The sequence below is a fragment of the Kitasatospora sp. NPDC093550 genome (assembly GCF_044764985.1).
Lineage (GTDB): Bacteria > Actinomycetota > Actinomycetes > Streptomycetales > Streptomycetaceae > Kitasatospora.
The window spans coordinates 79,106-104,264 of record NZ_JBIWJF010000029.1 but is presented as its reverse complement, the minus strand read 5'-3'; the positions used below and the strand labels follow the sequence as shown (position 1 = coordinate 104,264).

At 74.2% G+C, this 25,159-nt stretch carries 23 protein-coding genes and 1 tRNA gene; 11 read left to right on the top strand and 13 right to left on the bottom strand.

The window, feature by feature from the left end; all coding sequences use genetic code 11:
* Positions 1-122: 122 nt before the first annotated feature.
* Both ACIRD3_RS33290 and ACIRD3_RS33285 read right to left on the bottom strand, forming a co-directional pair.
* A complete protein-coding gene (locus tag ACIRD3_RS33290) occupies positions 123-461 on the bottom strand; it encodes a hypothetical protein (protein ID WP_402224007.1) in 339 nt (112 codons plus the stop codon).
* Positions 462-637: 176 nt separating this feature from the next.
* The gene (locus ACIRD3_RS33285; RefSeq protein ID WP_402224006.1) at positions 638-1,732 is read right to left on the bottom strand and encodes a hypothetical protein; all 1,095 of its coding nucleotides are present in this window, start codon (positions 1,730-1,732) and stop codon (positions 638-640) included.
* A 76-nt stretch (positions 1,733-1,808) separates the two neighbouring features.
* On the opposite strand from ACIRD3_RS33285, the gene ACIRD3_RS33280 reads away from it, so the two are divergent.
* Together ACIRD3_RS33280 and ACIRD3_RS33275 are read left to right on the top strand one after the other, a co-directional pair.
* Entirely contained in the window at positions 1,809-2,975 is a 1,167-nt protein-coding gene (locus tag ACIRD3_RS33280) for a low temperature requirement protein A (protein WP_402224004.1), read from the top strand.
* Positions 2,968-3,438, top strand: a complete 471-nt coding sequence (locus ACIRD3_RS33275) for an RICIN domain-containing protein (RefSeq protein WP_402224003.1) — start codon at positions 2,968-2,970, stop codon at positions 3,436-3,438. Before ACIRD3_RS33280 ends, ACIRD3_RS33275 begins: the two co-directional genes overlap by 8 nt.
* A 26-nt stretch (positions 3,439-3,464) precedes the next feature.
* Here ACIRD3_RS33275 and ACIRD3_RS33270 read toward each other — a convergent pair whose 3' ends face one another.
* The 3 genes from ACIRD3_RS33270 to ACIRD3_RS33260 form a co-directional block, all read right to left on the bottom strand.
* Positions 3,465-4,163, bottom strand: coding sequence for a tyrosine-protein phosphatase (locus ACIRD3_RS33270; protein WP_402224001.1), 699 nt, complete (start codon positions 4,161-4,163; stop codon positions 3,465-3,467).
* Positions 4,164-4,273: 110 nt separating this feature from the next.
* Positions 4,274-5,035 carry an SDR family oxidoreductase gene (locus ACIRD3_RS33265; protein WP_402223999.1) on the bottom strand — a complete coding sequence of 254 codons (762 nt, stop codon included), beginning with the start codon at positions 5,033-5,035 and terminating at the stop codon, positions 4,274-4,276.
* A 144-nt stretch (positions 5,036-5,179) separates the two neighbouring features.
* The gene (locus ACIRD3_RS33260) at positions 5,180-6,391 is read right to left on the bottom strand and encodes a DNA glycosylase AlkZ-like family protein (protein WP_402223997.1); all 1,212 of its coding nucleotides are present in this window, start codon (positions 6,389-6,391) and stop codon (positions 5,180-5,182) included.
* A 113-nt stretch (positions 6,392-6,504) separates the two neighbouring features.
* On the opposite strand from ACIRD3_RS33260, the gene ACIRD3_RS33255 reads away from it, so the two are divergent.
* Both ACIRD3_RS33255 and ACIRD3_RS33250 read left to right on the top strand, forming a co-directional pair.
* Complete coding sequence (locus ACIRD3_RS33255; RefSeq protein ID WP_402223995.1) at positions 6,505-7,278, top strand: DNA polymerase beta superfamily protein; 774 nt, start codon at positions 6,505-6,507, stop codon at positions 7,276-7,278.
* 48 nt (positions 7,279-7,326) lie between these two features.
* A tRNA-Lys gene (locus ACIRD3_RS33250) sits at positions 7,327-7,399 on the top strand.
* 88 nt (positions 7,400-7,487) lie between these two features.
* Here ACIRD3_RS33250 and ACIRD3_RS33245 read toward each other — a convergent pair.
* On the bottom strand, positions 7,488-8,318 hold the full coding sequence (locus tag ACIRD3_RS33245) for a hypothetical protein (protein ID WP_402223993.1): 831 nt from the start codon (positions 8,316-8,318) through the stop codon (positions 7,488-7,490).
* Between the two features lie 86 nt (positions 8,319-8,404).
* Positions 8,405-9,556 carry an IS701 family transposase gene (locus ACIRD3_RS33240; protein WP_402223991.1) on the bottom strand — a complete coding sequence of 384 codons (1,152 nt, stop codon included), beginning with the start codon at positions 9,554-9,556 and terminating at the stop codon, positions 8,405-8,407.
* A 387-nt stretch (positions 9,557-9,943) separates the two neighbouring features.
* Between ACIRD3_RS33240 and ACIRD3_RS33235 the strand changes: the two genes are divergently transcribed.
* Entirely contained in the window at positions 9,944-10,555 is a 612-nt protein-coding gene (locus ACIRD3_RS33235; RefSeq protein ID WP_402223989.1) for a TetR family transcriptional regulator, read from the top strand.
* Positions 10,556-10,569: 14 nt separating this feature from the next.
* On the opposite strand, the gene ACIRD3_RS33230 is transcribed toward ACIRD3_RS33235, so the two are convergent.
* Both ACIRD3_RS33230 and ACIRD3_RS33225 read right to left on the bottom strand, forming a co-directional pair.
* On the bottom strand, positions 10,570-11,475 hold the full coding sequence (locus ACIRD3_RS33230; RefSeq protein ID WP_402223987.1) for an NAD-dependent epimerase/dehydratase family protein: 906 nt from the start codon (positions 11,473-11,475) through the stop codon (positions 10,570-10,572).
* Positions 11,472-12,131 (bottom strand): ScbR family autoregulator-binding transcription factor, encoded by a 660-nt coding sequence (locus ACIRD3_RS33225; RefSeq protein WP_402223985.1) that lies wholly within the window; start codon positions 12,129-12,131, stop codon positions 11,472-11,474. Before ACIRD3_RS33225 ends, ACIRD3_RS33230 begins: the two co-directional genes overlap by 4 nt.
* 147 nt (positions 12,132-12,278) lie before the next feature.
* Here ACIRD3_RS33225 and ACIRD3_RS33220 point away from each other — a divergent pair, with 147 nt between their 5' ends.
* Complete coding sequence (locus ACIRD3_RS33220; RefSeq protein ID WP_402223983.1) at positions 12,279-13,286, top strand: ScbA/BarX family gamma-butyrolactone biosynthesis protein; 1,008 nt, start codon at positions 12,279-12,281, stop codon at positions 13,284-13,286.
* A 50-nt stretch (positions 13,287-13,336) separates the two neighbouring features.
* Here ACIRD3_RS33220 and ACIRD3_RS33215 read toward each other — a convergent pair whose 3' ends face one another.
* On the bottom strand, positions 13,337-14,188 hold the full coding sequence (locus tag ACIRD3_RS33215; protein ID WP_402223981.1) for a 2OG-Fe(II) oxygenase: 852 nt from the start codon (positions 14,186-14,188) through the stop codon (positions 13,337-13,339).
* Between the two features lie 446 nt (positions 14,189-14,634).
* Between ACIRD3_RS33215 and ACIRD3_RS33210 the strand changes: the two genes are divergently transcribed.
* The 5 genes from ACIRD3_RS33210 to ACIRD3_RS33190 all read left to right on the top strand — a co-directional run bounded on the left by ACIRD3_RS33210 (position 14,635) and on the right by ACIRD3_RS33190 (position 22,320).
* On the top strand, positions 14,635-15,477 hold the full coding sequence (locus ACIRD3_RS33210; RefSeq protein ID WP_402223979.1) for a BTAD domain-containing putative transcriptional regulator: 843 nt from the start codon (positions 14,635-14,637) through the stop codon (positions 15,475-15,477).
* Between the two features lie 243 nt (positions 15,478-15,720).
* Positions 15,721-17,346, top strand: a complete 1,626-nt coding sequence (locus ACIRD3_RS33205) for an amino acid permease (RefSeq protein WP_402223977.1) — start codon at positions 15,721-15,723, stop codon at positions 17,344-17,346.
* A 110-nt stretch (positions 17,347-17,456) separates the two neighbouring features.
* The gene (locus ACIRD3_RS33200) at positions 17,457-18,719 is read left to right on the top strand and encodes an MFS transporter (RefSeq protein ID WP_402223975.1); all 1,263 of its coding nucleotides are present in this window, start codon (positions 17,457-17,459) and stop codon (positions 18,717-18,719) included.
* Positions 18,720-18,754: 35 nt separating this feature from the next.
* Positions 18,755-20,014, top strand: coding sequence for an ATP-grasp domain-containing protein (locus tag ACIRD3_RS33195; RefSeq protein ID WP_402223973.1), 1,260 nt, complete (start codon positions 18,755-18,757; stop codon positions 20,012-20,014).
* A gap of 299 nt (positions 20,015-20,313) precedes the next feature.
* Entirely contained in the window at positions 20,314-22,320 is a 2,007-nt protein-coding gene (locus tag ACIRD3_RS33190; protein WP_402223971.1) for a carbamoyltransferase C-terminal domain-containing protein, read from the top strand.
* 353 nt (positions 22,321-22,673) lie between these two features.
* Here the strand turns inward: ACIRD3_RS33190 and ACIRD3_RS33185 are convergent, their stop codons facing one another.
* From ACIRD3_RS33185 to ACIRD3_RS33175, 3 genes are read right to left on the bottom strand one after another with little or no spacing between them, the layout of a single operon-like run.
* Positions 22,674-22,859, bottom strand: coding sequence for a hypothetical protein (locus ACIRD3_RS33185; protein ID WP_030245889.1), 186 nt, complete (start codon positions 22,857-22,859; stop codon positions 22,674-22,676).
* A gap of 23 nt (positions 22,860-22,882) precedes the next feature.
* Positions 22,883-23,725, bottom strand: coding sequence for a class I SAM-dependent methyltransferase (locus ACIRD3_RS33180; RefSeq protein ID WP_402223969.1), 843 nt, complete (start codon positions 23,723-23,725; stop codon positions 22,883-22,885).
* Positions 23,722-25,002 (bottom strand): cytochrome P450, encoded by a 1,281-nt coding sequence (locus ACIRD3_RS33175; protein ID WP_402223967.1) that lies wholly within the window; start codon positions 25,000-25,002, stop codon positions 23,722-23,724. The genes ACIRD3_RS33180 and ACIRD3_RS33175 overlap by 4 nt, the downstream gene beginning before the upstream one ends.
* Positions 25,003-25,159: the final 157 nt, after the last annotated feature.

Below are 25,159 nucleotides of genomic sequence, written 5' to 3'. Positions count from 1 at the left end.
CTGGGAGTCAAACCGCATCCAAACGGACACCCTGCCGCGGCCCCCAGCCTTGTGAAACAACCTTTAGGGCCCGTCTTCAAACCCTCGCCTGCGGGGCGGCGCCGGGGGTTTGAAGACGGGCCCTAGCGGCCCTTGCGGGCGGACAGCGCCGTCGCGGCCGTGGAGGCCGCCGCGACCACGCCGGTGACGGCGAACACGGACGGCCAGGCGCCGATCCTCTTGGCCAGCGGGTGCGAGCCGCCGAAGGCCGCCACGTACAGGCCGGTCAGCGCCGCCGCGGCGCCCGGGCCCGCGCTCCGGCGCCACTGCGCGGCCGCACCGGCGCCGGCCACCGCCAGCACGGCGCCGCCCAGCTCGCGCCGGCCGCTCCAGCGGGCGACGCCGTAGCCGCCGACCAGACCGCTCGCCGCGGTCAGCGCGGCGGGCGCGGCGGCCGCGAGCACGTTCGGGACCTTCGCCATCGTCGACTCCACTCCTCGGGGCTGTGTCGGCTTCCGACCATAACCCGACCGGTCCGGCGGGCCGCCGCGGCCTCCGCCCGCTGCCGGAGACCTGGTGCCGGACGACCGCTGCCGGACGACGGCTGCCGGAGGCCCGGGGCCGGAGGCCCGGGGCCGGACGCCTCCCGCCGGGCCCGCTACCGGAAGGCCTCCGCCGGGGACTGCCCCGGGACGGTCAGGGCCAGCCGCCGCGCCGCCTCCGCAGGGTCGAGCACCCGCTCCAGCCGCAGGTCGCCCGGGACCTCCTGGATGAACCGCCCGGCCGACCAGGAGCGCTCGTACGGCAGCGGCTCCAGCACCAGGGTGCGCACGCCGTCCAGCACCGGGACGTCGCTCGGGGTGCCCTCGTTCCAGAGCCAGGAGCCGTCCGGGGCGACCAGGTTGAAGGCGCCGGTCGCGATCACCCGGCGGCCGTCCAGGAACGCCGTACGGGCCAGCGCCACCACCTCCGGGTCCTGCCGGGGGCCGGGCAGGTGGCCGCCGCCGATCAGCACGTCGGCGAGCAGGGTGTGCAGCTGGAAGGTGTCGCTCAGGCCGCTCATCCGCAGCAGGTAGCCGGTGCCGGTGGGGCGGTCGAGCACCAGCAGCGGCTCGTCGTCGAGCATCAGCGCGAGGTGGGCGAGGCCCCGCAGGTCGTGCCGCTCGCCGCGGTACCGGCCGATCAGTTCCACCAGCGCCTCGGTGACGCCCGAGGCGCGGGCCTCGGTCCGGACCGGGGCGTGCGCGTACACCGCCCACGCCGCCTGCTGCCACAGGTGCAGCGTCCACCAGCCGATCACGGCCAGGTGGGCGTGCCACTCGTCCAGCAGCGCCGGATCGGCGATCCGCTCGTGCGCCTCGGCCGGATCGTCCTCCTCCGGGTCCGGCAGCGGGCCGCCGCCGGTCTCCTCCCAGCGCCGCACCAGCAGCTCCGCGCCGGTCAGCGCCCCGCGCAGGCCGGCCAGCACCGGACCGGCGCAGGCGACCGGGTCGGCGCCGTGCTCCACGCAGGCGCCCACCACCATGGCCAGGTGGGAGCGGGGGAACGGCGGGGCGTCCGGCAGCAGCGCGGCCAGCCGGGGGCCGGCCGCCACCCGCTGGTCCGGGTCGGCCGAGCCGAACAGGCCGCCGACCAGCCCGAGAGCGGGGCCGAAGCGCTCGTCGTCCCCGGTGGCGATCACCGCCTCCAGTTCGGCCACGGCTTCCAGGAGGGTGGGCTGCTGACGGTGCGACGGCATCTGCTCGGTGGACATTCGCCGCAGCATAGGCGGCCGAGCCGGTCCGGTCGAAACGCCCCCGCGCCCCGGCCGGGTGACGGATACTCGCGCGGTGACCGCGTCCCGTGTTTCCCCTGTTGCTCCCGGGGCCGCCGAGGCCCCGGCGGACCTCGAACCGGCGCTGAAGGTGGCGCCGCTCGAGCTCTTCCTCGACCTCGTCTTCGTCTTCGCCATCACCCAGCTCACCGGCAGCCTGGCCCACCACCTCGGCCCCGGCGGCTTCGCCCAGGTCCTGGTGATGCTGGCCCTGATCTGGTGGATGTACGACGCCTTCATCTGGCTCACCAACGCCATGCCGCCGCGCACCCACCGCCGACGGGCCCCGCTGATGCTGGCGATGGGCGCCTTCCTGGTGATCTCGCTGTCCGTCCCGCACGCCTTCGAGGGCGGTGGCACCGCCTTCGGCTGGGCGTACCTGGTGACGGTCGTCCTGCACACCGGGATGTTCGTGGCCGCCGGCGTCACGCCCGCCGCGGTGCTGCGGATGGGCGCCAGCAACGTGGTCGTCGGCACCGTGGTGGTGACCGGCGGCTACCTCGGCGGCACCGTCCAGCTCGGCCTGTGGACGGCCGCCTTCGCGATGCAGTTCGTCACCCCCTGGGTCGCCGGGCTGCCCGAGTTCCGGCTGCGCGCCGACCACTTCGTGGAGCGGCACGGGCTGATCGTGATCATCGCCTTCGGCGAATCGGTGATCGCGATAGGCGTCGGCGCCGGCACCGCCGAACTCGGGCCCGCGCTGATCGCCGTGGCGCTGCTCAGCCTGGCCGTCTGCGTCGGGCTCTGGTGGGCGTACTTCGGGCACGACGACGACGCCCGCGCCGAGCACCGGATGGCCGCGCTGCCCTCCGCCGAGCGCAACCGCGCGGCCGTCGCCGTCTACTACCTCGGCCACCTCGGGCTGCTGCTCGGCGTGGTGCTGTTCGCCGCCGGGGTCAAGTCCGCGGTCGGCCACCCCGACGCGGCGATCGGCGGGCCGCAGGCCGGGGCGCTGGCCGGCGGGATCACCCTCTACCTGCTGGTCAACACCGCGCTGCGCGGCTTCTTCGGCCTGCGCCCGCACCTGCCCCGACTGCTCGGCGCCGCCCTGGTCGCCGCCACCGTGCCGCTGGGCACCCGGGTGTCGGCGCTCGCCCAGGTCGGCGCGGTGGCGGTGGTGCTGGTCGCGGTCTTCGGGTACGAGGCCTGTCGGTACCCGGTGGCAGACTCCGACCGTGACTGACAGCGCGACCGACCCCGCGATCACCGACGGCAGCTACCTCGTCCGCAACGTCGGCAGCGGCCTGCTGCTGCAGGTCGCCGACGCCTCCCGGCGCAGCGGCGCCCGGATCGTCCTGGGCGCCGACGACGGCAGCGACGCCCAGCTCTGGCACCTCGCCGCCGTCCACCCCGGCGGCGCGCTCTTCCACCTGGAGAACGCCGGCAGCGGCAAGCGCCTCGACGTCACCGGCGCCTCCCCGGACGACGGCGTCCCCGTCCAGCAGTGGGGCGCCAACGCCTTCGGCGCCCAGGAGTGGCTGCTGGAGGCCCACGTCGACGCCCCGGGCACCTACACCGTCACCAGCTTCATCAGCGGCAAGCCCCTCACGGCCCCGGAGGACCCGGCCGCCCCGGACGCCGTGGTGCGGCAGTGGGAGGACGTCGACCGGCCCACCCAGTGGTGGCGCTTCGAGCGCCGCGGGTGACCGCCCGGGTGCCGGGGGTGGGGTGGTCAGGTGGAGAGGTTGGTGCGGGCGGCGGTGAGTTCGGCTTCGGTGACGCCGTGGTGGCGGAGGTAGGCGGGGACGGTGTCGTGGTGGGTGTGGATCCAGGCGAGGGCGGAGGCGAGGTGTTCGGCGCCGACCGGGCGGGAGACGCGTTCGGTGCCGGTCTCGTCGAGGTACGGAACGGGACCCCTGTCCAGGCCGAGGCCGCGGTTGGAGAGCAGGAAGTCGGCGGTGATGTCGGCCTCGGAGGCGCCCAGCAGGGACTGCAGGACGGCGATGGTGAGGCCGGTGCGGTCCTTGCCGACGGCGCAGTGGACGACGACGGCCAGCGACTCCGGTGCGGCGAGGCGGCGTAGCACGGCGGCGAGCGAGGGGCCGGCCGTCTCGGCCATGAAGGGGTAGAGCGAGGCCTGGTCCTCCGGCCAGGGCCGGTCGACGTCGCCGCGGTCGGCGGGCAGGGTCGGCAGGTGGAGGGCCTCGTGGTCGAGGCCGTGCCGCTGGTCCGGCCAGACGTCCAGCTCGAAGGGGCTGCGCAGGTCGATCACCGTGCGCAGGCCGAGGGCCTTGAGCCGCCGGGCGCCCTCCTCGGTGAGCGTGTGGAAGGACCCGGAGCGGTAGAGCACGCCCCGGCGGAGGGCGCCGATCCCGCCCGCGTCACGGAAGTTGCGCACACCGGGGATGTCGATGAAGGCGTCGTCGGTCATGGCCCCACGGTACGGGCGGGGGCGGGCTCGGGGAAGGAAACCGGAGGGGGCCGTTCGGTGGCGGGGCGACGCTGTCCGAAACCGGCCCCCGAAGCGGTGCGGGTCGGCCGTCAGCGTCCGCCGGAGACCTCCAGGAACGCCCCGGTGGTGTACGAGGCGGCCGGGGAGAGCAGGAAGAGGATCGCCTCGGCGACCTCCTCCGGCTGCCCGCCGCGGCGCATCGGCAGGCCGGGGGCGACCCGGTCGACCCGCCCGGGCTCGCCGCCGAGCGCGTGGATGTCGGTGTGGATCAGCCCGGGCCGCACCGCGTTGACCCGGATCCCCTCCGCCGCGACCTCCAGTGCGAGGCCGCGGGTCATCGAGTCCAGCGCGCCCTTGGCGGCCGCGTAGTCGACGTACTCGTTGGGCGAGCCGATCCGGGAAGCGGCCGAGGAGACGTTGACGATGGCGCCTCCGCGCCCGCCGTACCGGGTGGACATCCGGCGGACGGCCTGGGCCGCGCACAGGAACGGGCCGGTGATGTTGGCGGCCCAGATCCTGGTCAGCCGGTCCTCGTCGATCTCCTCCAGGCGGCACTGCTTCTCCAGCGTGCCGGCGTTGTTCACCAGGCCGGTGAGCGGGCCGAGTTCGGCGTCCACGGTGGCGAACAGCCGCTCCACCCCGGCCGTGCGGCTGACGTCGGCGCGCACGGCGAGGGCGGTGCCGCCCTCGGCCCGGATCGCGTCCACGACGGCGGCCGCCGATGCCTCGTCCGTACGGTAGTTGACGCAGACCCGGTGGCCGCGGCGGGCCGCCAGCAGGGCGGTGGCGGCACCGATGCCGCGGCCGGCGCCGGTGACGATCAGGACCTCGTCGGTGGGGGTGGTCGACATGGGCCGTACGCTACCCGGGGATCGGGGCGCTCACGCCGGGGCGCCCGATCCGGCCGGCACCCCCGCCGCCCGCCCGCTGCCCGCCCACCGTGCCGTCGCCCACGGTGCCGCCGCCTATCGTGCCGTCGCCTACGGTGCCGCCGCCTATCGTGCCGCCGCCGCCCGCAGTGCGGCGATCTTCGGGGCCCGGCTCTTCGGTGAGTCGAGGCTGAAGCCGCGGGCGTCGCCGAGGTCCTCGCGGACGAACGCCTCGGTGCGGGCCACCGCCGCCCGCAGCGCGTCGTCGAGCGGGACGAAGGGCAGCAGGACGATCTCGGCCCGCTCGGTGTCGTACTCCCAGAGTCCGACGATCCGGCCGCGGTCGAGCACCACGTGGGTCTGCGGGTCGGCCTCGGTGCCGAAGGCGCGCCCGGCCCGGCCGGCGGGCAGCGGGCGGGCGGCGTCGGCGGGGTCGAGCAGCCGGGGCAGGTCGCGGTGCAGCAGGTGGATGCCGTCGATGCCGGCCAGCAGGGTGTAGTGCGGCTCCCTGGGTACCTCGAACTCGGTGAAATCCTCGACGAGTTCGGGCGGGAGCAGGAACTCGGAGCCGGGCGCGAGCGGCACCGGGCCGGCCTCGGCGACGGCCCGGCGGGCGGTGGCGGCGGTGAAGCCGGAGAACCAGCGGAAGTGCTTGAGGGTGGCCGGGCCGGCCCAGGAGAAGTAGCGGCGGGCGAGGTCGACGGCGTTCCCCGCGGCGGGCTGGTCCCAGCCGACGTAGCCGTAACGCTGCTGGTCCAGACGGCCGTTGACGGGCACCCGGCGGATCCGGCCGCGCGACTGCATCAGCCCGAGGGCGAGCGGCAGGGTGGTGGCGAGGCCGCGCTTCTTGCCCGCCTCGCCGAGCGGGCGGACCGCGTCGCCGACCGACTCCCGGATCGTGGTCGGGTCCAGCGGTTCGTCCTCGGACAGCACCCGCTCGATGGCCAGGCAGAGCTTCTCCACCTCGTCCCGGCCGACCCCCAGGTGCTTCTCCGCGGCGACCAGTTCGCCCAACGGCGCGGCCGCGCCGACCGCCAGCCCGAGCGCGAAGTCGGCGGCCGGCAGCACGTAGGTGCAGCCCCGCGCGGACGGCAGCTCGTGCACCTCCAGCCGGGCCGCCGCCGCGTCCACCGCCGCCCGGCCGAGCCCGGCCCTTGCGAACAGGCCCAGGTACGGCGCCGCCCCGCCCACCGAGCGGGCCCAGCCGGTGGCGGCGAGCACCTCGGCGGCGGACGCCCCGGTGTGCGGGCGGTCCAGCCACTGCCGGTGCGACCACCAGGCCCGCAGTCTCTCGACACCGACGGCTGCCACCGCTTCCACGTGGGGATCGTGCTCCATGGGCCCAGTATCGGCGGCCGGGTGGGCCCGGCACCGGAATTCGCTCGCCCGGCGCGGCCCGTTCCGGAGAGGATGCGGGCTCACGCCCCGACGCCTCCGGGAGGAGACCGCCCGTGCCCGCCCCCGCCCCGGTCCTCGGCACCGCCCCCGGCACCGTCCTGCTCTCCGGCATCGTCGGCTCCACCGCGTACGGCTTCGCCCACGCCGGCTCCGACCTCGACCGGCTGGGCCTGTTCGCCACCCCCACCGAGGAGTTGCACGGCCTGCGGCGCCCGGCCGAGTCGCACGTCAGCACCGAGCCGGACCTCACCCTGCACGAGGCCGCCAAGTGGTGCCGGCTCGCGCTGACCTGCAACCCGACCGCCTCCGAACTGGTGTGGCTGCCGGACGACCTGTACGAGACCCGCACCCCGCTCGGCGAGGAACTGATCGGCATCCGCGCCGCCTTCCTCAGTGCGCCGGCCGTGCGGAAGGCCTATCTCGGGTACGCCGACCAGCAGTTCCGCAAGCTGCTGACCCGCGACACCAGCGACCCGGCCACCCGCCGCCGGGCCGCCAAGCACGCCCGGCACCTGGTCCGGCTGGTCGAGCAGGCCGTCCGGCTGCACGAGACCGGCCGCAACCTGATCCGGCTGCCCGACCCCGAACGGATCCGCGAACTCGGCGAACGCATCGCCGATCGGCCCGCCGTCGCCGAATCCCTGCTCGCCGGGGCCGCCGACCGCCTGGCCGGCCCCGGAGTCCTGCCCGCGGCCCCCGACCCGCGCCCCGCCGAGGCCTGGCTGCGTCGCGTCCGCGCCGCCCACTACACCCCGCCTCAAGGAGCGCTCCACGGACCCGGCGCGCCCGCGCAATCCACTGGCGGAGCCCTGGGCCCCACCGGGTAGGATCGCCGTGGCCCTTCCCGCCAGGCACCACTCGGGACCCGGGGCCGCGGGGCACTAGCTCAATTGGCAGAGCTGCGGACTTTTAATCCGTAGGTTCAGGGTTCGAGCCCCTGGTGCCCCACCGGTCGAGGCCGGATCAGCCGCAGGCTGGTCCGGCCTCCGCCGTTCGCGCCTCCGGTACGCGGGTGCGCCTGGTGCGGGGTTCCCGGTCAGGGCTTGGCGGCGAACCGGTGCAGCGCCGCCTTCAGGGCCGTCACGAAGGCCTCGCGGTCCTCTGCGGCGAGGAGGTCCAGCGACAGGTACGGGTTGAGGTCCTCCAACTCGACCAGCAGCAAACGGCCGTCCCGGGTGCGGCAGGCGTCGACGCGCTGGACGCCGTGCTCGATCGCGTTCCAGTCCACGAAGCGCTGCGCGAAGGCCAGGTCGTCCCCGGTGGGCCGGTACGGCTCCAGCTCCCACCGCCGCTCCGGGTCGGGCGCGTGGAGGGCGTACTGGAAGGCGTCGTCGACGAAGTAGAAGGAGACCTCGTAGCGGAAGTCGACGCGCGGCTGGACGAGGACGTCGCCGTAGTCGAGGTCGGCCAGGCGGTCCCGGGTGGTGAAGCGCAGGCCGAGCGAGTCAGCCCCGGCCTTGGGCTTGACCACGTACGCCTCCGCCTCCGGCAGCCGGTCCGCCCCGGCGCGGTCGTCGGCGGTCGGGATCACCGGGTAGCCCGCGGCGCTGAGGTCGACGAGGTACTGCTTGCCCGCCATGTCGGCCTTGCCGGTGAGCTGGTTGTAGACGCGCACGCCCTTCCGCACGGCCAGGGCGCGGAACTCCTCGTACGCGGCGGGGTAGTTCAGCACCGGGCCGCTGTTCCGGACGACGACCAGGTCGAAGGAGTCCATCAGCGCGGCCGCGTCCAGCGGGTGGCAGAGCGCGATGTCGAAGTCCTCGCGGAGCCTGGAGGTGAGGAAGACGTCCTCGTCGCCGTACCGACGGCCGCGGGCCTCGTAGGCCAGGTCGGTGACGAACAGGACGCGGGGCTGGACGGACGACATCGCTCTCCCGGGGTTCGACTGCCGCCCAACCTACCCGCCGCACCGGACCCCGCGTGCCGGGCCGGGGCGGCCGCCGGCCCGGACGGTCACGCGGCGGAGGCCGCCGGGACCTGCCGGTCGCGCGCTCCCGCGAGGTGGTGGAAGGCGCAGGCGGCCGAGGCGAGGGTCGTGTGGTGGTGCCAGCCGGGGTAGGACCGGCCCTCGAAGTCCCCGAGCCCGAAGTCGTCCGCGGGCGCGCCCGGGGTGGACGCGGGGTCGTGCCGGGAGGAGAGGGACAGCAGGCGCTGCACGCGCTCCTGGGCCAGGTTGGTGATCCAGACGCCGGTGATCCGGCGGCTCGCGGCGTCGTACGGGGCGAACAGCCGGTGGACCGCCCGCGCGGTGGGCAAGCCCGGCAGCCGCACCAGGCAGGTCAGCACGCGGACGCCCCGCTCCGGGCCCTCCCCGGCCGGCCGCAGCGTGAGGACGGTGCTGCCGGACCGCTCCAGCAGCGCGCCCGCCCCGAGCGGGTCGCCGGGCCGGTACGGCGCCAGCGGCAGCGCGGCGGGAACGGCGACGACGTAGTCGTGCCCGCGGCGGGCCAGTTCCCGCAGCAGGCGTCCCGCGTCCCGCTCGTGGCTCACGTCGGTGACCACGGGCAGCGGGGCCGTGCGGCTCGCCTCCGCAAGGGAGTCGACCAAGTCGAGGACCTGCGCGGTGAGCGGGCGGTCACGGTGGTGGGCCGGGATGCGGGTGCGGGTCCGGAGGTCCTCGTCCTCGCTCCACCGGCCGGGCAGCAGCAGCCGCCAGTCGACCGGCACCCGGGTGTCCGGGCCGGACAGGAACGCGCCCACGCCCGCCTGGCAGTTGATCGTGCGGCCCAGGGCGGGGACGAAGCGGCGGTGCACGCCGGCCGAGTGCTCACCGCGCTTGGGCACGGCGGTGAGCGCGACGGTCCACGCGTCGGCCTCGGCCCGCCGCTCCGCCCAGGTCAGCAGTGCGGTGCGCACCGGTCGCCAGTCCCAGGGGCTCGCGTTCACGAACTGCTGCAGGGACAGCGCCGCCGCGGGGCTGCCGGTGGCGGCGGCCAGGTGGCGGATGGACTTCTTGCCCGGTGCGGACAGCAGCCCTTCCAGGTAGACCCGCGCCCAGCGGCGCTGATCGGCCCGGGGCAGCGCGGCGAACAGCTCCTGGGCGAAGGACGCGAGGGCGTCGTCGCCCCGGCGGCCGGGCAGCGGTGTCACGACGTGCGTGGCCATGGTGGTGCTCCTCCCGGTGACGGCAAGAAAAATACATAACGCTCTCTTTTTTTTCCAGCCCAGGGGAGGAGGAGAGAGGTCGGGGGTGCCGGGGAGGGAGGTGCGGCGGGGCGCCGGGGGAGGAGGAGGGAGAGGTCGGGGGTGCCGGGGAGGGAGGTGGGGCGGGGTGCCGGGGGAGGAGGCGGGAGAGGTGGGGCTGGGGTGCCGGGGAGGGAGGTGCGGCGGGGCGCCCTTGGTGAGCGCCGGGGGAGGGAGGTGGGGCGGGTCGGTGTCGGGTCGCGACGGAAACGGAATGCGTTTGTGGCAAGTGCCCCTTCAACAGCGGGCGATCGGATGCCAAGCTGGCCGGTGATCCGCCGGTGGCCCGGCCGTCGCGAGAAGGGGAGCATGACCAAACAGGACAGAGCGCAGCGCACCCGTGCGGCGCTCATCGAGACGGCCGCGGGCGAGTTCGCGCGCGAAGGGTACGCCGGTGCGGCGCTGAGCCGGATCAGCAAGGCCGCCGGGACCTCGGTCGGCGCCGTGACGTTCCACTTCGATTCCAAGGCCGACCTGGCGTCCGCCGTGGTGGACCGGGCGGTCGAGGCCGGCCGCGCGGTGGTCGACCGGGCGGCCGCCACCGAGGGGCCGCCCCTGCGGCGGCTCACCGCCGTCGTCCTGGGGCTGGCGCGGGCGGCCGACGCCGACGTGGCCGTACGGTGCGCGGCGCGGCTGGAGCGGGACGACGCCGTCGGGGACGCCGGACGCTGGCGGGAGACCTGGTGGCCCGTCGTGCGACGGCTGGCGCAGGAGGCGCACCAGGGCGGTGACCTGCCCGGCGCGGTGTCGCCGGGCGGCACCGCGGATCTCGCCGCGCTGTTCATCCGGAGCATAGGGATGCACGTCGAGGGCTCGGACGACCCGGGCCGCGCCGACGGGGGGTCCGGGGCCGCCCACCTGGCGCGGCTGTGGCAGATCACGCAGCCGGGCATGGCCGACCGGGGACCCGGGGAGGACTGAGTCCGCCCCGGGTCTCAGTCCGCCAGGAGCGGTCGTGTGAGGGGCCCGGGCCCCGGGTCGACGCCGGCCCCGGCCCACACCGCGTCGCTGCGGTACCAGTGGTCCTCGGCGAACAGCCGGAACTGGCGCTCCGTCACCCGCCCCGCGGTGCCGCGCAGGGCTGCCAGGCACTCCGGCAGGGTCCAGGACCGTTCCGGCAGGTCCAGCAGGCCGCTCCGGGCGAGCGCGGTGATCAGGTCCCGGAGGGTGACGGGGGCGGGGTGCCCCACGTCGTACACGCCGCTCAGGTGGGCGTCCGGGCCGGGGGTCGTGGCGATCCCGGCGGTCAGCCGGGCGAGGTCCGCGACGTGGACGAGGGAGAGCAGGGCCCGCCCGGAGTCCCAGTGGGCCGGGACGCGCCGGACGGCGTCCTGGAGCGCGGGGACCACCCAGCGGTCGCCGGGGCCGAGGATCAGCCCGGGTCTGAGCACCGTGCCGCCGACGGCCAGCACCGGCTCCTCGGCGGCCAGTCGGCTGCGGCTGACCGCCGAGACCGGGTCGGGCGCCGACTCCCCGGCCGCGAGTCCGCGGTGGGGGCCGGCGCCGTAGACGGCGGCCGTCGACAGGAGCACGATCCGGGGCGTTCCGGCGCGCCGTGCCTCGGCGACCGCGGCGTGGGTGCCGCGGACGTTGACGGCGTGGCAGCGCTCCTCGTCCGGCCCGATGTAGGAGGCGAACTGCAGGAGCACCTCGCTGTCGTCGCACAGGCCGTGCAGGGATCCGGGGTCGGCGAGGTCGGCCCGGACCCATTCCACCGGGCCGTCGGCGGTCCGCGCCGGCACCTGGCGGGCCACCGCCCGGACCCGGGCGCCCGATCCGGTCAGTTCGCGCAGGACGGCGGAGCCGACGAAGCCGGTGGCGCCGAGCAGGGTGATCCTCACCGCTCGTGCGTCCCGCCCGCCCCGGTCCGCGGCTCGACGCGCAGCGACCCGCGGACCTCGTCGACGGCGATCCCGGGCAGCAGGTAGTGCCACAGCAGGACGATCCGCTGCGGCAGGTCGGCGCGGTCCGTCGAGATCTGGGAGAAGAGCTGGGTGCCCGAGAAGCAGCTCACGAGCAGCCAGGACAGATCGCCCACGTCGACGGCAGGCCGCAGCTCGCCGCGCTCCCGCGCGGCGGTGAACTGTTCCCGGAAGACCTCGACCCACTGCTGGTAGGCCTGGTCGTCCCGGAGCCCGAACTCGCCCTGCTCCACGGCGAGTCGCACGCCCCCGCGGAGCACGGGGTTGGTCTGCAGCTGCTCGGCCAGGTACAGCGTGATGTCGATCAGCCGCTGGAGGCCGTCGGTGCCCCCGGGCAGTTCCAGGTCGTCGCCCTGGCCGATCATCACCGCCCGGGCGAGCCCCTCCTTCGAGCCGAAGTGGAAGTAGACGGCTCCCTGGGTGACCTTCGCCCGTCGGGTGATCTTCGTGACGGAGGCGCCGCTGAAGCCGTACTCGTCGAACACCTCCGCTGCGGCGCGCAGGATGTTCTCCCTTGTCCGCAATGCCCGTTTCTGCAGCGTTCGTTCGCCCTGGTCCCCCGGTTCGCGCACCATGCCGGCCACCTCTCGACAAAAAAACGATCGTTCTTTATCTTACCGGCAGCGCGACAAACACCGCAGTCCTGACCAGGACCACAGCCGTCCGCCACCACCCGTGGACGGCCCTTTTCCGCGTCGACGCTTCCCGGGGGAGACCAACCCATGCTTGTCCTCACTGCGCAGCACCTGGCCACGGCCACCGCCATCCCGCGCCAGTACGTGCACAAGGCGGCCCAGAGCGAAGTCCTGCTCACCGGCTGGAACGCCCTCGGCGACGACTCCTTCCGGATCGCCGCGCAGTGGCCGCGCGCCCACAGCTACTACGGGGTCTCGGACGGCCGGCACGACCCGATGCTCCTGGTCGAGACCGTCCGTCAGGCCGTGCCGCTGGTCAGCCACCTGGGCTACGACGTCCCGTTCGGGCACCGCCAGATCTGGGAGCACCTCAGCTGGACGGTCGACGCCGACGCCCTGTCCTGCGCCATGGTCCCGGCCGAGATCGAGCTGCGGGTGCGGTGCGGCGAGGTGACGCGGCGCGCGGGACGGCTCGCCGCGCTGCGGATGGACATCGAGCTCACCCGTGACGGCGCGCCCCTGGGCACCGCGAGCACCCGCTTCACCAACCAGGCGCCGAAGCTCTACGCCCGCCTGCGCGGCAGGTACGCGGACCTGGAGCGGGCGATCGCCGGGTGCGTCCCGCTGGCGCCGCCGGCCTCCGCGCGGCGGGTGGGCCGGACCGGCTTCGCGGACGTGGTCCTCTCGCCCAGCGACCGGGCCCACCGGTTCCAGCTGCGCGTCGACCTCGGGCACCCGGTGCTCTTCGACCACCCGGTCGACCACGCGCCGGGCATGCTCCTGCTGGAGGCGGCCCGCCAGGCCGCCCACGAGGCGCTGCACCCGCACCCGGTGCGCGTCACGGGCATGGAGAGCGCCTTCCACCGGTACGTCGAGCTCGACGCGCCGTGCTGGGTCGAGTCCGAGGTGCTGGGCGTCCGACCGGAGGGCACCGCCGTCCGGGTCACCGCCTCGCAGCACGGCCACGAGGTGTTCACCGCGACCGTCACCGCGACCGTCACCGCGGCCGGCTCCGCGGCCGGCTCCGCGGCCGGCTCCGTGACCGGCACCGCGGCCGGCACCGCGGCAGCCACCCCCACGGGCGGCGAGGCGTAGGGCGGCAGGGGGCGGTCCGACCCGACCGCCCCCCTGCGCCTTCCGGCGGGTCAGCTCCAGTAGGTCAGGGGCTGCTCGGTGCCGCGCACTCCGATGAAGAAGCTCACCGCGGCGCGGTCGCGCCCCTTGGACGGACGCACCGCGTGGATGCGGGACGCGTGGGAGAGGATCAGCATGCCGGCGGACGGCTTGAGCGCCACGGTGGGCTCGGGGATCAGCTCGCGGTTGAGGCCGTAGCTGTCGGCGGTGATGCGCAGCGCGTCGTACTCGGCGTGCTCGTAGCCGCGGGACCACAGCTCCAGCTCGCCGCCCTCCTCCGCGGTCTGGAGGTAGAGGTTGGCGGTCATCTGGGTCAGCAGCTCGGGCTTGCCGTCGACCCGGGCGGCGCGGCGCAGGTCCTCCAGCTCCCAGGACAGGAAGTCCTGGTGCGGGATGGCGCCGTTGCCCTCCTGGAAGACCCGGGCCTGGCCGACGAAGAGCGGGTTGCCGTCCAGGTGCTCCATGTTGGCGCCGCCCGGCCACCCCTCCTGGAGCTCCAGGCGCAGGCGGTCGATCGGGGAGAGGTAGGGGGACCAGGCGGAGCGCAGCGACTGCACGGCGTCGACCGCCTCGGAGAAGTAGCGCTTCTCGCGCTCCTCGCTCGACAGGCCCTCGTAGGTGTTCAGGCCCCACTTGTGGACGCCGGGGACGTTCGCGTACTCGCCGTAGAGGCGGTCGTGCATCAGCTGCTCGGTGGCCCGCTCGCAGAGGTCCTGCGGGCAGTAGTCCCGGACGACGATGGCGATGGCCTCGCCGTGGGCCAGGTCGAGGAGGTCCGCCCGGTTGATCCGGTCGGCCTCGATGACGCGGGGGTTCGCCAGCTCGCCGAAGGGCGAAATGACGGGGTCGGCGGCAGTGAGCATGTGCGGGTCCTTTTCCGTGGGATTCCGGCGGGTCCTCGGCCGGGGAAAACCGGTGGAGAACGGTCGGCCGGTGATCGGTCGACGAGATCGTAGGACAGGTCGGAATGCCGCCGCACGGCCCGGAAATCCGCGTGCATACCGGGCTTCCGCGGCGCTTTGGCGGTCCTTTGGATTCGCCCCCGCGCACCCGCCGCCGAACCGCCGCCGAACCGCCGCCGGACCGTCGGCGGGCCGGTGTCCGGTGGTCCGCCGGGGCGGGGGGAGGGGAGTTGCCAAAGTCGCGGCGGGGTCCCGGTCCCGGTCGGCCGGATTTCCCTTGCGGCGCCTCGGCCGGGCGTCCGGCGGGCCGCCGGAGCCGGTGGATCCGGACCCCGTGACGAGGTACGTTCACGGTGTTGGGAACCGTCCGGGGAGGACGACGTTTTCCGAGCTCGACGAGGGGTCCGATGTCATCCGAACAGCACCGCCCGGAAATGCCGGACGCGTCGTATCTGGAATTCCGGGTACTCGGCCATTTCGAGGTCGTGGCCCGCGGCGGGACCGCCTGCACGCCGCGGCCGCTGAAGCAGCGGGCGCTGCTCGCGCTGCTGGTGTCCAAGCACGGCCAGTGCCTCTCGGTCAGCGAGCTGGTGCACCTGCTCTGGGACGGCAGGGCCCCGGCCACCGCCCGCGCCGCGCTCCAGGTGTACGTCTCCAAGCTGCGCAAGCACCTGGGGGAGACCGGGTGCGACGGGGGAAGCCTCTCCACCAGCCTGCCCGGCTACGTCCTGCACCTCGGCGAGAACGCCCTCGACCTGCGCGAATTCCGTCGGCTCACCCGGGACCAGGGCGCCGCCCACCCGGAGGACCGGGCCGCCCTGGAGCAGGAGTCCCGGCACCTGCGGCAGGCGCTCGCGCTGTGGCGCGGGCCGGCCCTGGCCGACCTGCGGGACGTCACCGCGCTGGGCGAGCTGGGCGTGGTGCTCGACGAGGCCCGGATGGCGGCCGGCGAACGGAAGCTGGAGATCGACCTCCTGCTCGGCCGGGAACTCTCGGCGCTCAGCGAATTGCGCGCGCTCGCGCTCCGGTACCCCGAGCGGGAAAAGATCCAGGGCCTCCTGATGGCCGCGCTCTACCGGAACGGCCGGGCGGCCGAGGCGCTCGCCGCCTACAACGGTCTGCGCCGGGCCCTGGTCGACCGGCTCGGTATGGATCCGGGCCACCGGCTCAACCGGTTGCACCGCGCGATCCTCAATCGCGAGAAATGGCTCGAAGAGCGCAAGGACGGCCTCTTCGCCCCTGCGGTCTGAACGCCCGGTAAAAGCATGAGAGGTGATTGGCAGCAAGGCCCGTCGGATTTCCGGCGGGCCTTGTTCGGCATTCCCGGGAAGAATTCCCCGGAAACCCGCTAAAGCGCCGCCAAAGCGGCTCCGTCGATCCGCTGAAAAACCGCCCCGGAAAGGCCGTCCAGGCTAGGCGTGCCGCCGGACCGGCCAGTACGGTGTCCCGGAACTCCTTTACTGAGCCGGATCTCCTTGCGCCGGTTCTCCGCAATGGGACGGATTGCCGTGCGAATAAAAACAGTCGAGCAGACCCTCGAGGATCTGCGGAGTACCGAGGGTGGCGGACGGCTGCGCCGGGACCTGGGCTGGTTCGACCTCGTGGTGACCGGCGTCGGCATGGTGCTGGGCACCGGGATCTTCGTCTTCACCGGACAGGTGGCCAAGCAGATGGCCGGCCCCGCGGTGGCCGTCTCCTTCGTGCTGGCGGCGGTCATCTGCGGCTGCGCCGCGCTCTGTTACGCGGAGCTGGCCTCGTCGCTCCCGGTGGCGGGCTCGGCCTACACCTTCGCCTACACCACCCTGGGCGAGACCGCGGCCTGGATCATCGGCTGGGCCATGATGCTCGAACTCACGCTCTCCGCCTGCGTGGTGGCCGTGGGCTGGTCCGGGTACCTGCAGTCGATGCTGGACAGCGTCGGCGTCCACCTGCCGGCCGCGGTCAGCGGTGGTGAGGGGTCCGTGGTCAACCTGCCGGCCGCGCTGCTGATCGTCGTCCTGGTCGGCGTGCTGGTGGTGGGCGGTTCGGTCTCCAAGAGCGCCACCCGGGCCCTGGTCGCCGTCAAGCTCGTCGTCGTGCTGGTGGTCGTCGGTGTGGGCGTCTTCTTCGTCAGCACCTCCAACTACACTCCGTTCGTCCCGAGTTCGGAACCGAGCGAGGCGGCGTCGGGGATGAGCGAGCCGCTCCTGCAGTGGCTCGGCGGCGGAGTCCCGTCCGCCTTCGGCATCAGCGGTGTGGTGACCGCCGCCGCCATGGTTTTCGTGTCGTACATCGGGTTCGACGTCGTCGCGACCTCCGCCGAGGAGACCCGCAAGCCGCAGCGGGACCTGCCGATCGGACTGCTCGGGTCCCTCGTGGTGGTGACCGTGCTGTACGTGGCGGTCAGCCTGGTCATCACCGGCATGCAGTCCTACCGGGACCTCTCGGTGGAGGCGCCGGTGGCCGACGCCTTCAAGGCCGTCGGACAGCCGGCCGTCGCGGGCCTGATCAGCGTCGGCGTGGTGGTCGGCCTGGTGACCGTCTGCATGGTGAGCATCCGGGGGCAGAGCCGGGTGCTGCTGGCGATGAGCCGGGACCGGCTGCTGCCGCCCGCCTTCGCCGCCGTCCACCCCCGGTTCGCCACCCCGCACCGCAGCCTGCTGGTGCTGGGCGCCGTCATGGCCGTGCTCTCGGGCTTCGTCGACATCGGTGTGCTGGCGGACCTGGTGAACATCGGCACCCTCTTCGCCTTCATGCTGGTCTCGGTGGGCGTCGTGGTGCTGCGCCGCACCCGCCCCGACCTGCCCCGGCCCTTCCGGGTGCCGCTGGTCCCGCTGCTGCCGGGCGTCTCCTTCGTCGCCTGCCTGTACCTGATGCTCAACCTCCAACTGCTGACCTGGGTGACCTTCCTGGTCTGGCTCGCCGTCGGCCTGGTGCTGTACGCGGCGTACGGCCGACGCCACAGCCGCCTCGCCCCGTCCGCCGGGCCGGCCGAGCCCGCGGCGGTATCCGGTCCGGAGCCCGCCGCGGTATCCGGTCCGGACTCCGCCCCGGTCTCCGGTCCGGTCTCCCGGTCGGACTCCGCTCCGGCGGACGCCACCCGGGACGAGCTGGTCCCGGACGCCCCCGCGGCGGTGTAGCCGCGCCCGGGTGCCCCGGCGCCGGGCCACGGCTCCGGCGCCGGGACCCGAGGCGGACCGACCGAACGAGATCCCCACCGGGAACCGACCAATGAACAGGCTGTGAATCGATGCGCCTCCCGAAAGCGTTCTGGCTGCTGTGGCTCGGACAAGCGTGCAACCGGATCGGCACGCTGGCCCCCGCCTTCCTGGTCCTCTACCTGGAGCAGGGCGAGCTGGTGAACTCCCGGACGACGCCCGTCATCGTCGGGCTCTTCGGAGCGGGCGTCGTCGCCTCCGGGCTGGTGGGCGGTGCCGTCGCGGACGCCATCGGCCCCCGGCGCACCATCATCGCGGCCCAACCGCTCGCGGCCGCCACGGCCCTGGCGTTCCTCGCGACCAGCAACGAGCTGCTGCTCTGCCTGCTCTCCCTGCTCACCGGCTTCCTGTCCGCCGTGGACCGCCCGGCCGGCGCCGGGCTGATCGCCAAGATCGTGCCGCAGGAGGACTTCGCCCGGGCCTACAGCCTCTACATGGTGGGGTTCAACGTCGGCATGTCCCTGGGGCCGGTGCTCTCCGGTGTCCTGCTGGCGGCCTGCCCGTCGGCGCTGTTCGTCGTCTGGGCGGCGTGCAGCGGCCTCTACGCCCTGCTGGTCTGCGCGCTCCCCGCCGACGACGCCCGGCGGCCGGCCGGCCAGGACGACACCTCGGTGCTGCGCAGCGCCGTCCGGGGCGTCGCCGAGCCCTTCCGCTCCCGGGTCATGCTGGTCTTCCTGTCGCTCACCTTCCTGATGGCCTGCGTCTACCTCCAGGTGAACTCGACGCTCCCGCTGGGGATGCGCGCCGAGGGGCTCGGCCCGGGTCAGATCGGCCTGGTGCTCGCCGTCAACGCGGTGCTCTCCGTGGTCCTGCTGCCGCTGGTGCCCCGGGTCATCGCGGGCATGCCCGAGGTGGTGCCGATCATGCTGGCCAGCGGCCTGGTCGCGGTGGGCTTCGGACTCAACGTGCTGGCACACGGCGTCCCGGTGTTCGTCGTCACCACCGTGATCTGGACGCTCGGCGAGGTGCTGTGGACGACGGTCTCGGCGACCTTCGTCGCGAAGCGGGCCCCGGCGGGCCGGGTCAGCACCTACCAGGGGTCGTTCTTCTTCGCCTGGAACGCGGCGTTCGTGGCCGGCGGGCCCGTCGGCATCGCCGTGGCGACCTCGTACGGGTACGCCACCCTCTGGCTCGCCGCCCTCGCCCTCGGACTCGCCGTCACGCTGGGCTTCCGGGCCCTGGTCACGATCCCCGGCTTCCACCCGGCACCCGGCACCTCCCCCGCCGCTCCCGGCACCTCCCCCGCTGCCGCTGCCGCGCCCGCCGCCTCCCCCGCCGACGCGCACACCCACTGACTCCCCACCCGGGGAACCGAGTTGACAGGATGACCATGAACTCCGCAGACCGCAGGCCCGTCGCCGTCGTCGTCGACGGATACTCCGCCGGGAACTTCTACCCCGCCGCCTTCGCCCGGATCGGCGCCGACCTCGTCCACGTGCAGAGCACGCCCGAGCTCATCACCTCGATGGCCCCGCCCAACTTCGCGGACTACCTGGCCAACGTGGTCGGCTCCGACGAGCGGGACCTCGTCGAGCGGCTCCGCGCGTACTCCCCGGTCTGCGTCGTGGCGGGCCAGGACGGCGCCGTGCCGATGGCGGACCGGCTGGGCGAGCTGCTGGGCGTGCCGTCCAACGGCTCCGCGCTCTCCCGGGCCCGGCGCGACAAGTACGAGATGATCGAGACGCTCCGCCGGGCCGGGGTGCGCTGCGCCCGGCAGTTCAAGAGCACGGACCCCGCGGCCGTGGCCGCGTGGGCGCAGGAGCACGACGGCTACCCGGTCGTCGTCAAGCCGCTGAGCTCGGCCGGATCGGACGGCGTGCGGATCTGCCGCGACGTCGAGGAGGTCGTCGCGGCCGCCGAGGCCGTCCTCGCCTCGCAGAACATCTTCGGCGCCTCCAACACCGAGATCCTGGTGCAGTCCTACCTCCGGGGCACCGAGTACATCGTGGACACCGTCAGCTGCGACGGGCAGCGGTACACCTGCGGCGTCTGGGAGTACGAGAAGACGCTGCTGTCCTCCGGCCGGAACATCTACAACCGTGACCTCCTGGTCGACCCGGACGGCGAGCTGGTCCCGGCGCTCACCTCGTACATCGACGAGGTGCTGGCGGCGCTGGACGTGCGCTGGGGCCCCGCCCACGCCGAGGTCATCGTGACGGAGGACGGCCCGGTGCTGGTGGAGATCGGCACCCGGCTCAACGGGAACCTCCACGCGGACTTCCACGACCTCTGCCTGGGCCACAACCAGGCGGGCCTCACCGCGGAGGCGTACGTCCGACCGGAGCGCTTCACGGAGCGGTACGGCGACGGGACGTACCGCAAGCTCCGGCCCGCCGCGGTCTACAACGCCCCCACCGCCTTCGAGGGCGTGGTGGCCTCCGTCGACCAGTCGGTGGTCGACGAGATCGCCGGCCTGGAGAGCGTCTTCAGCCTGGCCGTGAAGCTCCGGCCCGGGGCGCGGATCACCCCGACCGTCGACCTGCTGACCAGCCCGCTGCGCGCGCACCTCACCGCGGAGCGCGAGGAGCAGCTCACGGCCGACTACGAGCGGCTCGCCAAGCTGAAGGACCACGTCTACCGGCTCGCGTGACGGGCCTCCCGGCCGTGCGCACGGGGCCCCGGCCGGATCTCCGGCCGGGGCCACGTCGGCTTTCCGGAGAACCCCGCCGGGAGGGCCGGAAGGGCTCCGCTGCGCATGCGTATGCGGGTGCCCGGGGCGTGCGTAAAAGGGGATTGCAGTATGTACCGGGCCTCGGCGGGCGTGGTCGAATGACCGGGTAGTCGCTGGTGCCGGGGGCGGGCGGCCGGCCCTGGGCGGGGTGCGGGAAATCCCCCCGCGAACGGGTCGGAATTACCTCCTCTGGGCAGACCGAGGAAAAAGAGGTAACCGTGGCCGAGCATTTCCTTTCCGCCTATCTCACGCCGCCGGGGCCGGGTGCGGTCTTCTCGGTGCGGCACGACCAGAACGTCGCGCTGTGGCGCCGGGACGGCTCGGACGTCGAACTGGTGCGGGTGTGGGAGCTGGAGCGGGTCAGCGGCCAGAAGCACCACTTCTGGCCGCTGTACACCGAGGGCCGGGCCGAGGCCTTCCTGTCGGCGCTGCTGGCGGAGGAGGGGCTGACCCTCGACGACGTGACGGCGACCTGGGGCACGCCGGGGCTGCCGAAGGCGCGGCCGGTGCCGAAGCCGGCCGGGTCGGAGGAGTTCCCGCTGCACAGCCTGGCGCACCTGTTCAGCGGGGTGCTGCGGGACGTCCCGCTGTTCCGCGAGGGCCAGATCATCGGGATGGCGATCGACGCGCTGCCCGACTACGCGCAGGAGAGCCGCCCTAACACCTACTGGTACGCCGGCTGCGTGGTGAAGCAGGGGCGGATCACCTTCGAGCCGGTGGAGTCCCCCGGTCCGCTGTACACCGCCGCCGAGACGGTGTTCGGCCTGGAGCCCGGCTCGCTGATGGCGCTGGCCTCGGCCTCCACCGCGGAGATCGAGTTCGACGCCGAGGCCGCGATCGCGGACGTCACCTTCTTCGGCGGCTCCGCGACCCAGCCCTGGAAGGCCGCGCACGACCTGGTCCGCGCGGTGGTGGCCGCCGCCGACGAGCAGCTCGCCGACGCCGAGCTGGACGAGTCGCTCAGCCGCGAGGACCACCTGCGCAGCGCGGTCATGAAGGTCATCCAGCGCTGCTGCGAGGGCGTCGCGATCCGCAACGTGGAGCGGCTGCTGGAGGTCGGCGGCATCCGGGCCGAGGACACCCACCTGTCCACCAGCGGCGGCTACGCGCTGAACTGCCCCACCAACACGCTGCTGATGGACCGCTTCGGCTTCAAGGGCCTGGTCACCCCGCCGTGCGCCAACGACTCCGGCCAGGGCATCGGCCTCGGCCTGCTCGGCCTGTACGGGGCCGGCGCGCTGGAGGAGTCCGGGCTGCGGATCGTCTCGCCGTACTACGGCCGGGACGTGCTGGACGTCGAGGAGGCGCTGGCCGAGTTCGCGCCGTGGATCGCCTCGGTGACGGACTTCGAGGCGGAGCGGTTCGTCGCCGACGTCTCGGACGGCGTGATCGCCTGGGTGGACGGCCGGGCCGAGCTCGGGCCGCGCGCGCTGGGCCACCGCAGCCTGATCGGCGACCCGCGCTCGCTCAAGGTCAAGGACCTGCTGAACGAGTACAAGCGGCGCCAGTGGTGGCGCCCGGTCGCGCCGATGGTGATGGCCGAGCACACCGGCGAGTGGTTCGCCTCGGACCGCGAGTCGCCGTACATGCTGGAGGCGGTCCAGGTCCGCCCGGAGGTAAGGGAGTTGGTGCCCGCGATCGTCCACCTGGACGGCTCGGCCCGGCACCAGACGGTGACCGCCGAGTCCAACCCGCGGCTGCACCGGGCGCTGGACGCGTTCCGGGCCGCGACCGGGGTGCCGATCCTGTGCAACACCTCGCTCAACGACAAGGCGGAGGCGGTCGTCGACCAGGCCGCGCAGGCGCTCAACTTCTGCGTCCGCAAGGGCGTTCCGGTGCTCTACCTGTGCGGGCGGCGGGTCGAGCTGCGCGCCGAGCCGGTGCCGGCCACGCCCGCGCCGACCGAGCCGCGCGGACGCGCGCTGGAGTGCTTCGCGGGGCAGGAGGCGGACCGCGACGCGCTGTGGCAGGGCTGGCTGGACGCCGGGTACACCGTCGAGGGCATGTACCACCTGTCGCGCAGCCACCAGCTGCGCGCCGAGCAGGAGCTGTCCACGCCGGAGCGGGTCAACCTGCTGGCCGCGTACCGGATGACGGTGGACCCGTCGTTCCGCGGGCTGGTCGACAACTTCCGCCGCACGCACGGGCCGGGCGGCTCCTTCGTCGACCCGTCCACGCTGACCGGGGCGTTCGGGGTGATCAACCCGCTGCGCCGCTCGCGCTAGGCGGTACCGCTCGGCGGTTCGCCCGAAGGGAACGCGTCCGCCCGAAGGGAACGGGTTCGCACGGACGGACGGGTCGCACGGACGGAACGGGTCGGGGGGGGGGGGGGGGGGGGGGGGGGGCCCCCCCCCCCCGGGGGGGGGGGGGGGGCGCCCCGGGGGGGGCCCCCCCCCCCCGGCGGGGGGGCGGGGGGGGGCGGGGGGGCCCCCCCCGGGCCCCCCCCCCCCCCCGCGGCCGGGGGGCCCCCCGGGCGGGGGGGCCCGCGCCGCGGCGGGGGGGGGGGGGCCCCCCCCCCCCCCCCCCCCCCCCCGACCCTTCGGTGTTCCTGCTAAGCCGCCCGGTGTGGACACCACCGTCAGTAGCGCGGCTTCCGGGTCAGCGCGAGGCCGCCCAGCAGGAAGGCGACGCCGAGCACGCCGGCGACGACCGCGTCGGTGGTCTGGGCGGGCTTGTGGCTGGCGTCCATCACGGCGGTGATGAGCCCGGCCACGGCGCTGATGTAGCAGAAGATGGTGATGAAGATCTTGACCTTCGGGTGCATGACGGTTCCTTTCGGTGCTGCGCTCAGGTGGTTTCCTGCGGTCCGCGGCCCGCGGGTGCGGTCGCGGCGGCGGTGAGGCCGAGCAGCATCACCCAGGCGTCGGGGTCCGACCGGAAGCGGTTCCAGCGGTCCGCGGCGAGGGCGAGTTCGGCCAGCGAGAGGACGCCCCTGGCCACCAGCGGCTCCAGGCGCTGGGGGCCGAGCTGGGGGGCGAAGGCGTCGGTGGGGTGGTCGTCGTTGGTGGTGGCGAAGGGGCGCAGCACGACCTCGTCGAAGCCGGCCGCGCGCAGCAGCCGGGGCAGCCGTCGGCCGATCGACCGGTCGCCGCCGTCCGCGCGCTGGGCGGCGGCCATCTTGGCGTGCACGCCCGCGAGTTCGGGGTACGAGGGCTCGGCCGCGCCCCACAGTGCGGAGTCGACCTCGGTGCAGGCGACCCGCCCGCCGGGCTTCAGCACCCGGCGGACCTCGGTGAGCACGGCGGCCGGGTCGGGGACGTGCTGGAGGACGTAGCGGAGCAGGACGAAGTCCACGCTCGCGTCCGGCAGCGGCAGATCGGCTCCGTCGGCGACCAGCAGGGTGACGCCGGGGCCGGCCGCGTGGGCGAGCAGCTCGCCGTCGATGTCGGCGGCGATCAGGGCGGTGCCGGCGGGCAGCGCGGCGCGCAGCCGCCGGGTCACCGCGCCCGGCCCGGCGCCGAGTTCGAGGACGGTGCCGCCCTCCATGCCGAGCTCGCGCAGGATGCGCAGCTCCTCGGGGAAGGAGAGCGCGGCCTGCGCCTCCAGCCGGTCGAGTTCGGCGGTCAGGCCGCCGCCGGTGGTGCGGGCCGGGTCGTAGGACCCGCCGAGGGGACGGACGGCCGTGCTCATCGGGGCCTCGCGATCATCGTCATGCCGTGCTTGGGGCGGAGGGTGACCAGGGCCTCGGGCTCCACGGGGAAGCCCTCGACCAGTTCCAGCCGGACGGACTGCAGCAGCGTGGCGAGCACCAGGACGGCCTCCAGCATCGCGAAGTGCTGTCCGACGCAGATCCGGTCGCCGCCGCCGAACGGCAGGTAGAGGTGGCTGGGCAGGGCGGCGCCGTCGAAACGGTCCGGGCGGTAGGCGTCCGGGGCGTCCCAGTGGTCGGGGTGGCGGTGCAGCACCCACTGGCTGACGCACACCAGGGTGCCGGGCTCGACGTCGTACCCGCCGATGACGTCGTGCCCGACGGCCCGGCGGGAGATCAGCCAGACCGGCGGGTAGAGCCGCATCGCCTCCTGGATCGCCCGGCGGCAGGCCGGGAGGTCCTGGAGGTCGGCGGCGGTCGGCGGGCGGCCGCCGAGGACGCGGTCCACCTCCTCGCGGACCTTGGCCAGCTCCTCGGGGTGGCGGTCGAGCAGGTAGAGCGTCCAGGTCAGCGACTTGGCGGTGGTCTCGTGGCCGGCCATCACGATGGTCAGCACCTGGTCGCGCAGGTCCTCGTCGGAGACCAGGTGGTCGGTGGACATCATGGTGTCCAGCAGGTCGCCGCCCGCGGTGCTGCTGCCGCCCGCGCGGCGGGCGGCGATCAGGGTGCGGGTGACGGTGTTGAGGAAGACCCGGGCGCGGCCGAAGTCGGCGAACCGGCGGGCGGTGTCGGCCGGGTCGGGGTCGGGGTTCGGTACGTAGTGGCCGATGCAGCGGTTGACGGCGTCCACCGCGCGGCCGAAGCCCTCGCCGATGCCGTCGATGTCGGCGCCGAGGATGGCGTGGGTGAGGATGCCGAGGGTGAGCGCGGTGAGGTGCTGGTCCACCTCCAGCGGGGCGCCGGACTCCACGGACGGGCGCCAGCGCTCCAGCATGCCGGCGGTGGCCTCGGTGACGATCCCGTCGAAGGTGCGGACGGCGCTGGGGCGGAAGGCCGGGGCGGTCAGGTGCCGCTGGCGGGCCCAGTCGGCGCCGTTGCTGGTCAGCAGCCCGTTGCCGAGCAGCGGGCGCAGCATGGCGTCGTCCGGGGTGCCCTCCTTGGTGTAGTTGGCACCGTTGTCCTTGAGCACGTGCTTGGCGTACTCGGGACGGTTCAGCAGGTAGACGGTGTCGCCGTCCGCGCGGTGGCGGGTGACGTCGCCGTAGCGGCGGGCCAGGTCGGTGATGAAGTCGAGCGGCGACTCCCTCATCAGCGCCATGTCGACGTCGTCGGCAGGACCTGGCGGGACGGTGTGCGTAGGCACGGTGCGGACCACCCCCGTGATTCCTCTCGATGCTTACCCGGGACCCCGGAATGCGTACTCGGCTCCTGAATGCGTACCCGGCATTTCTCGGTACGTATCCGGATGCGTATTC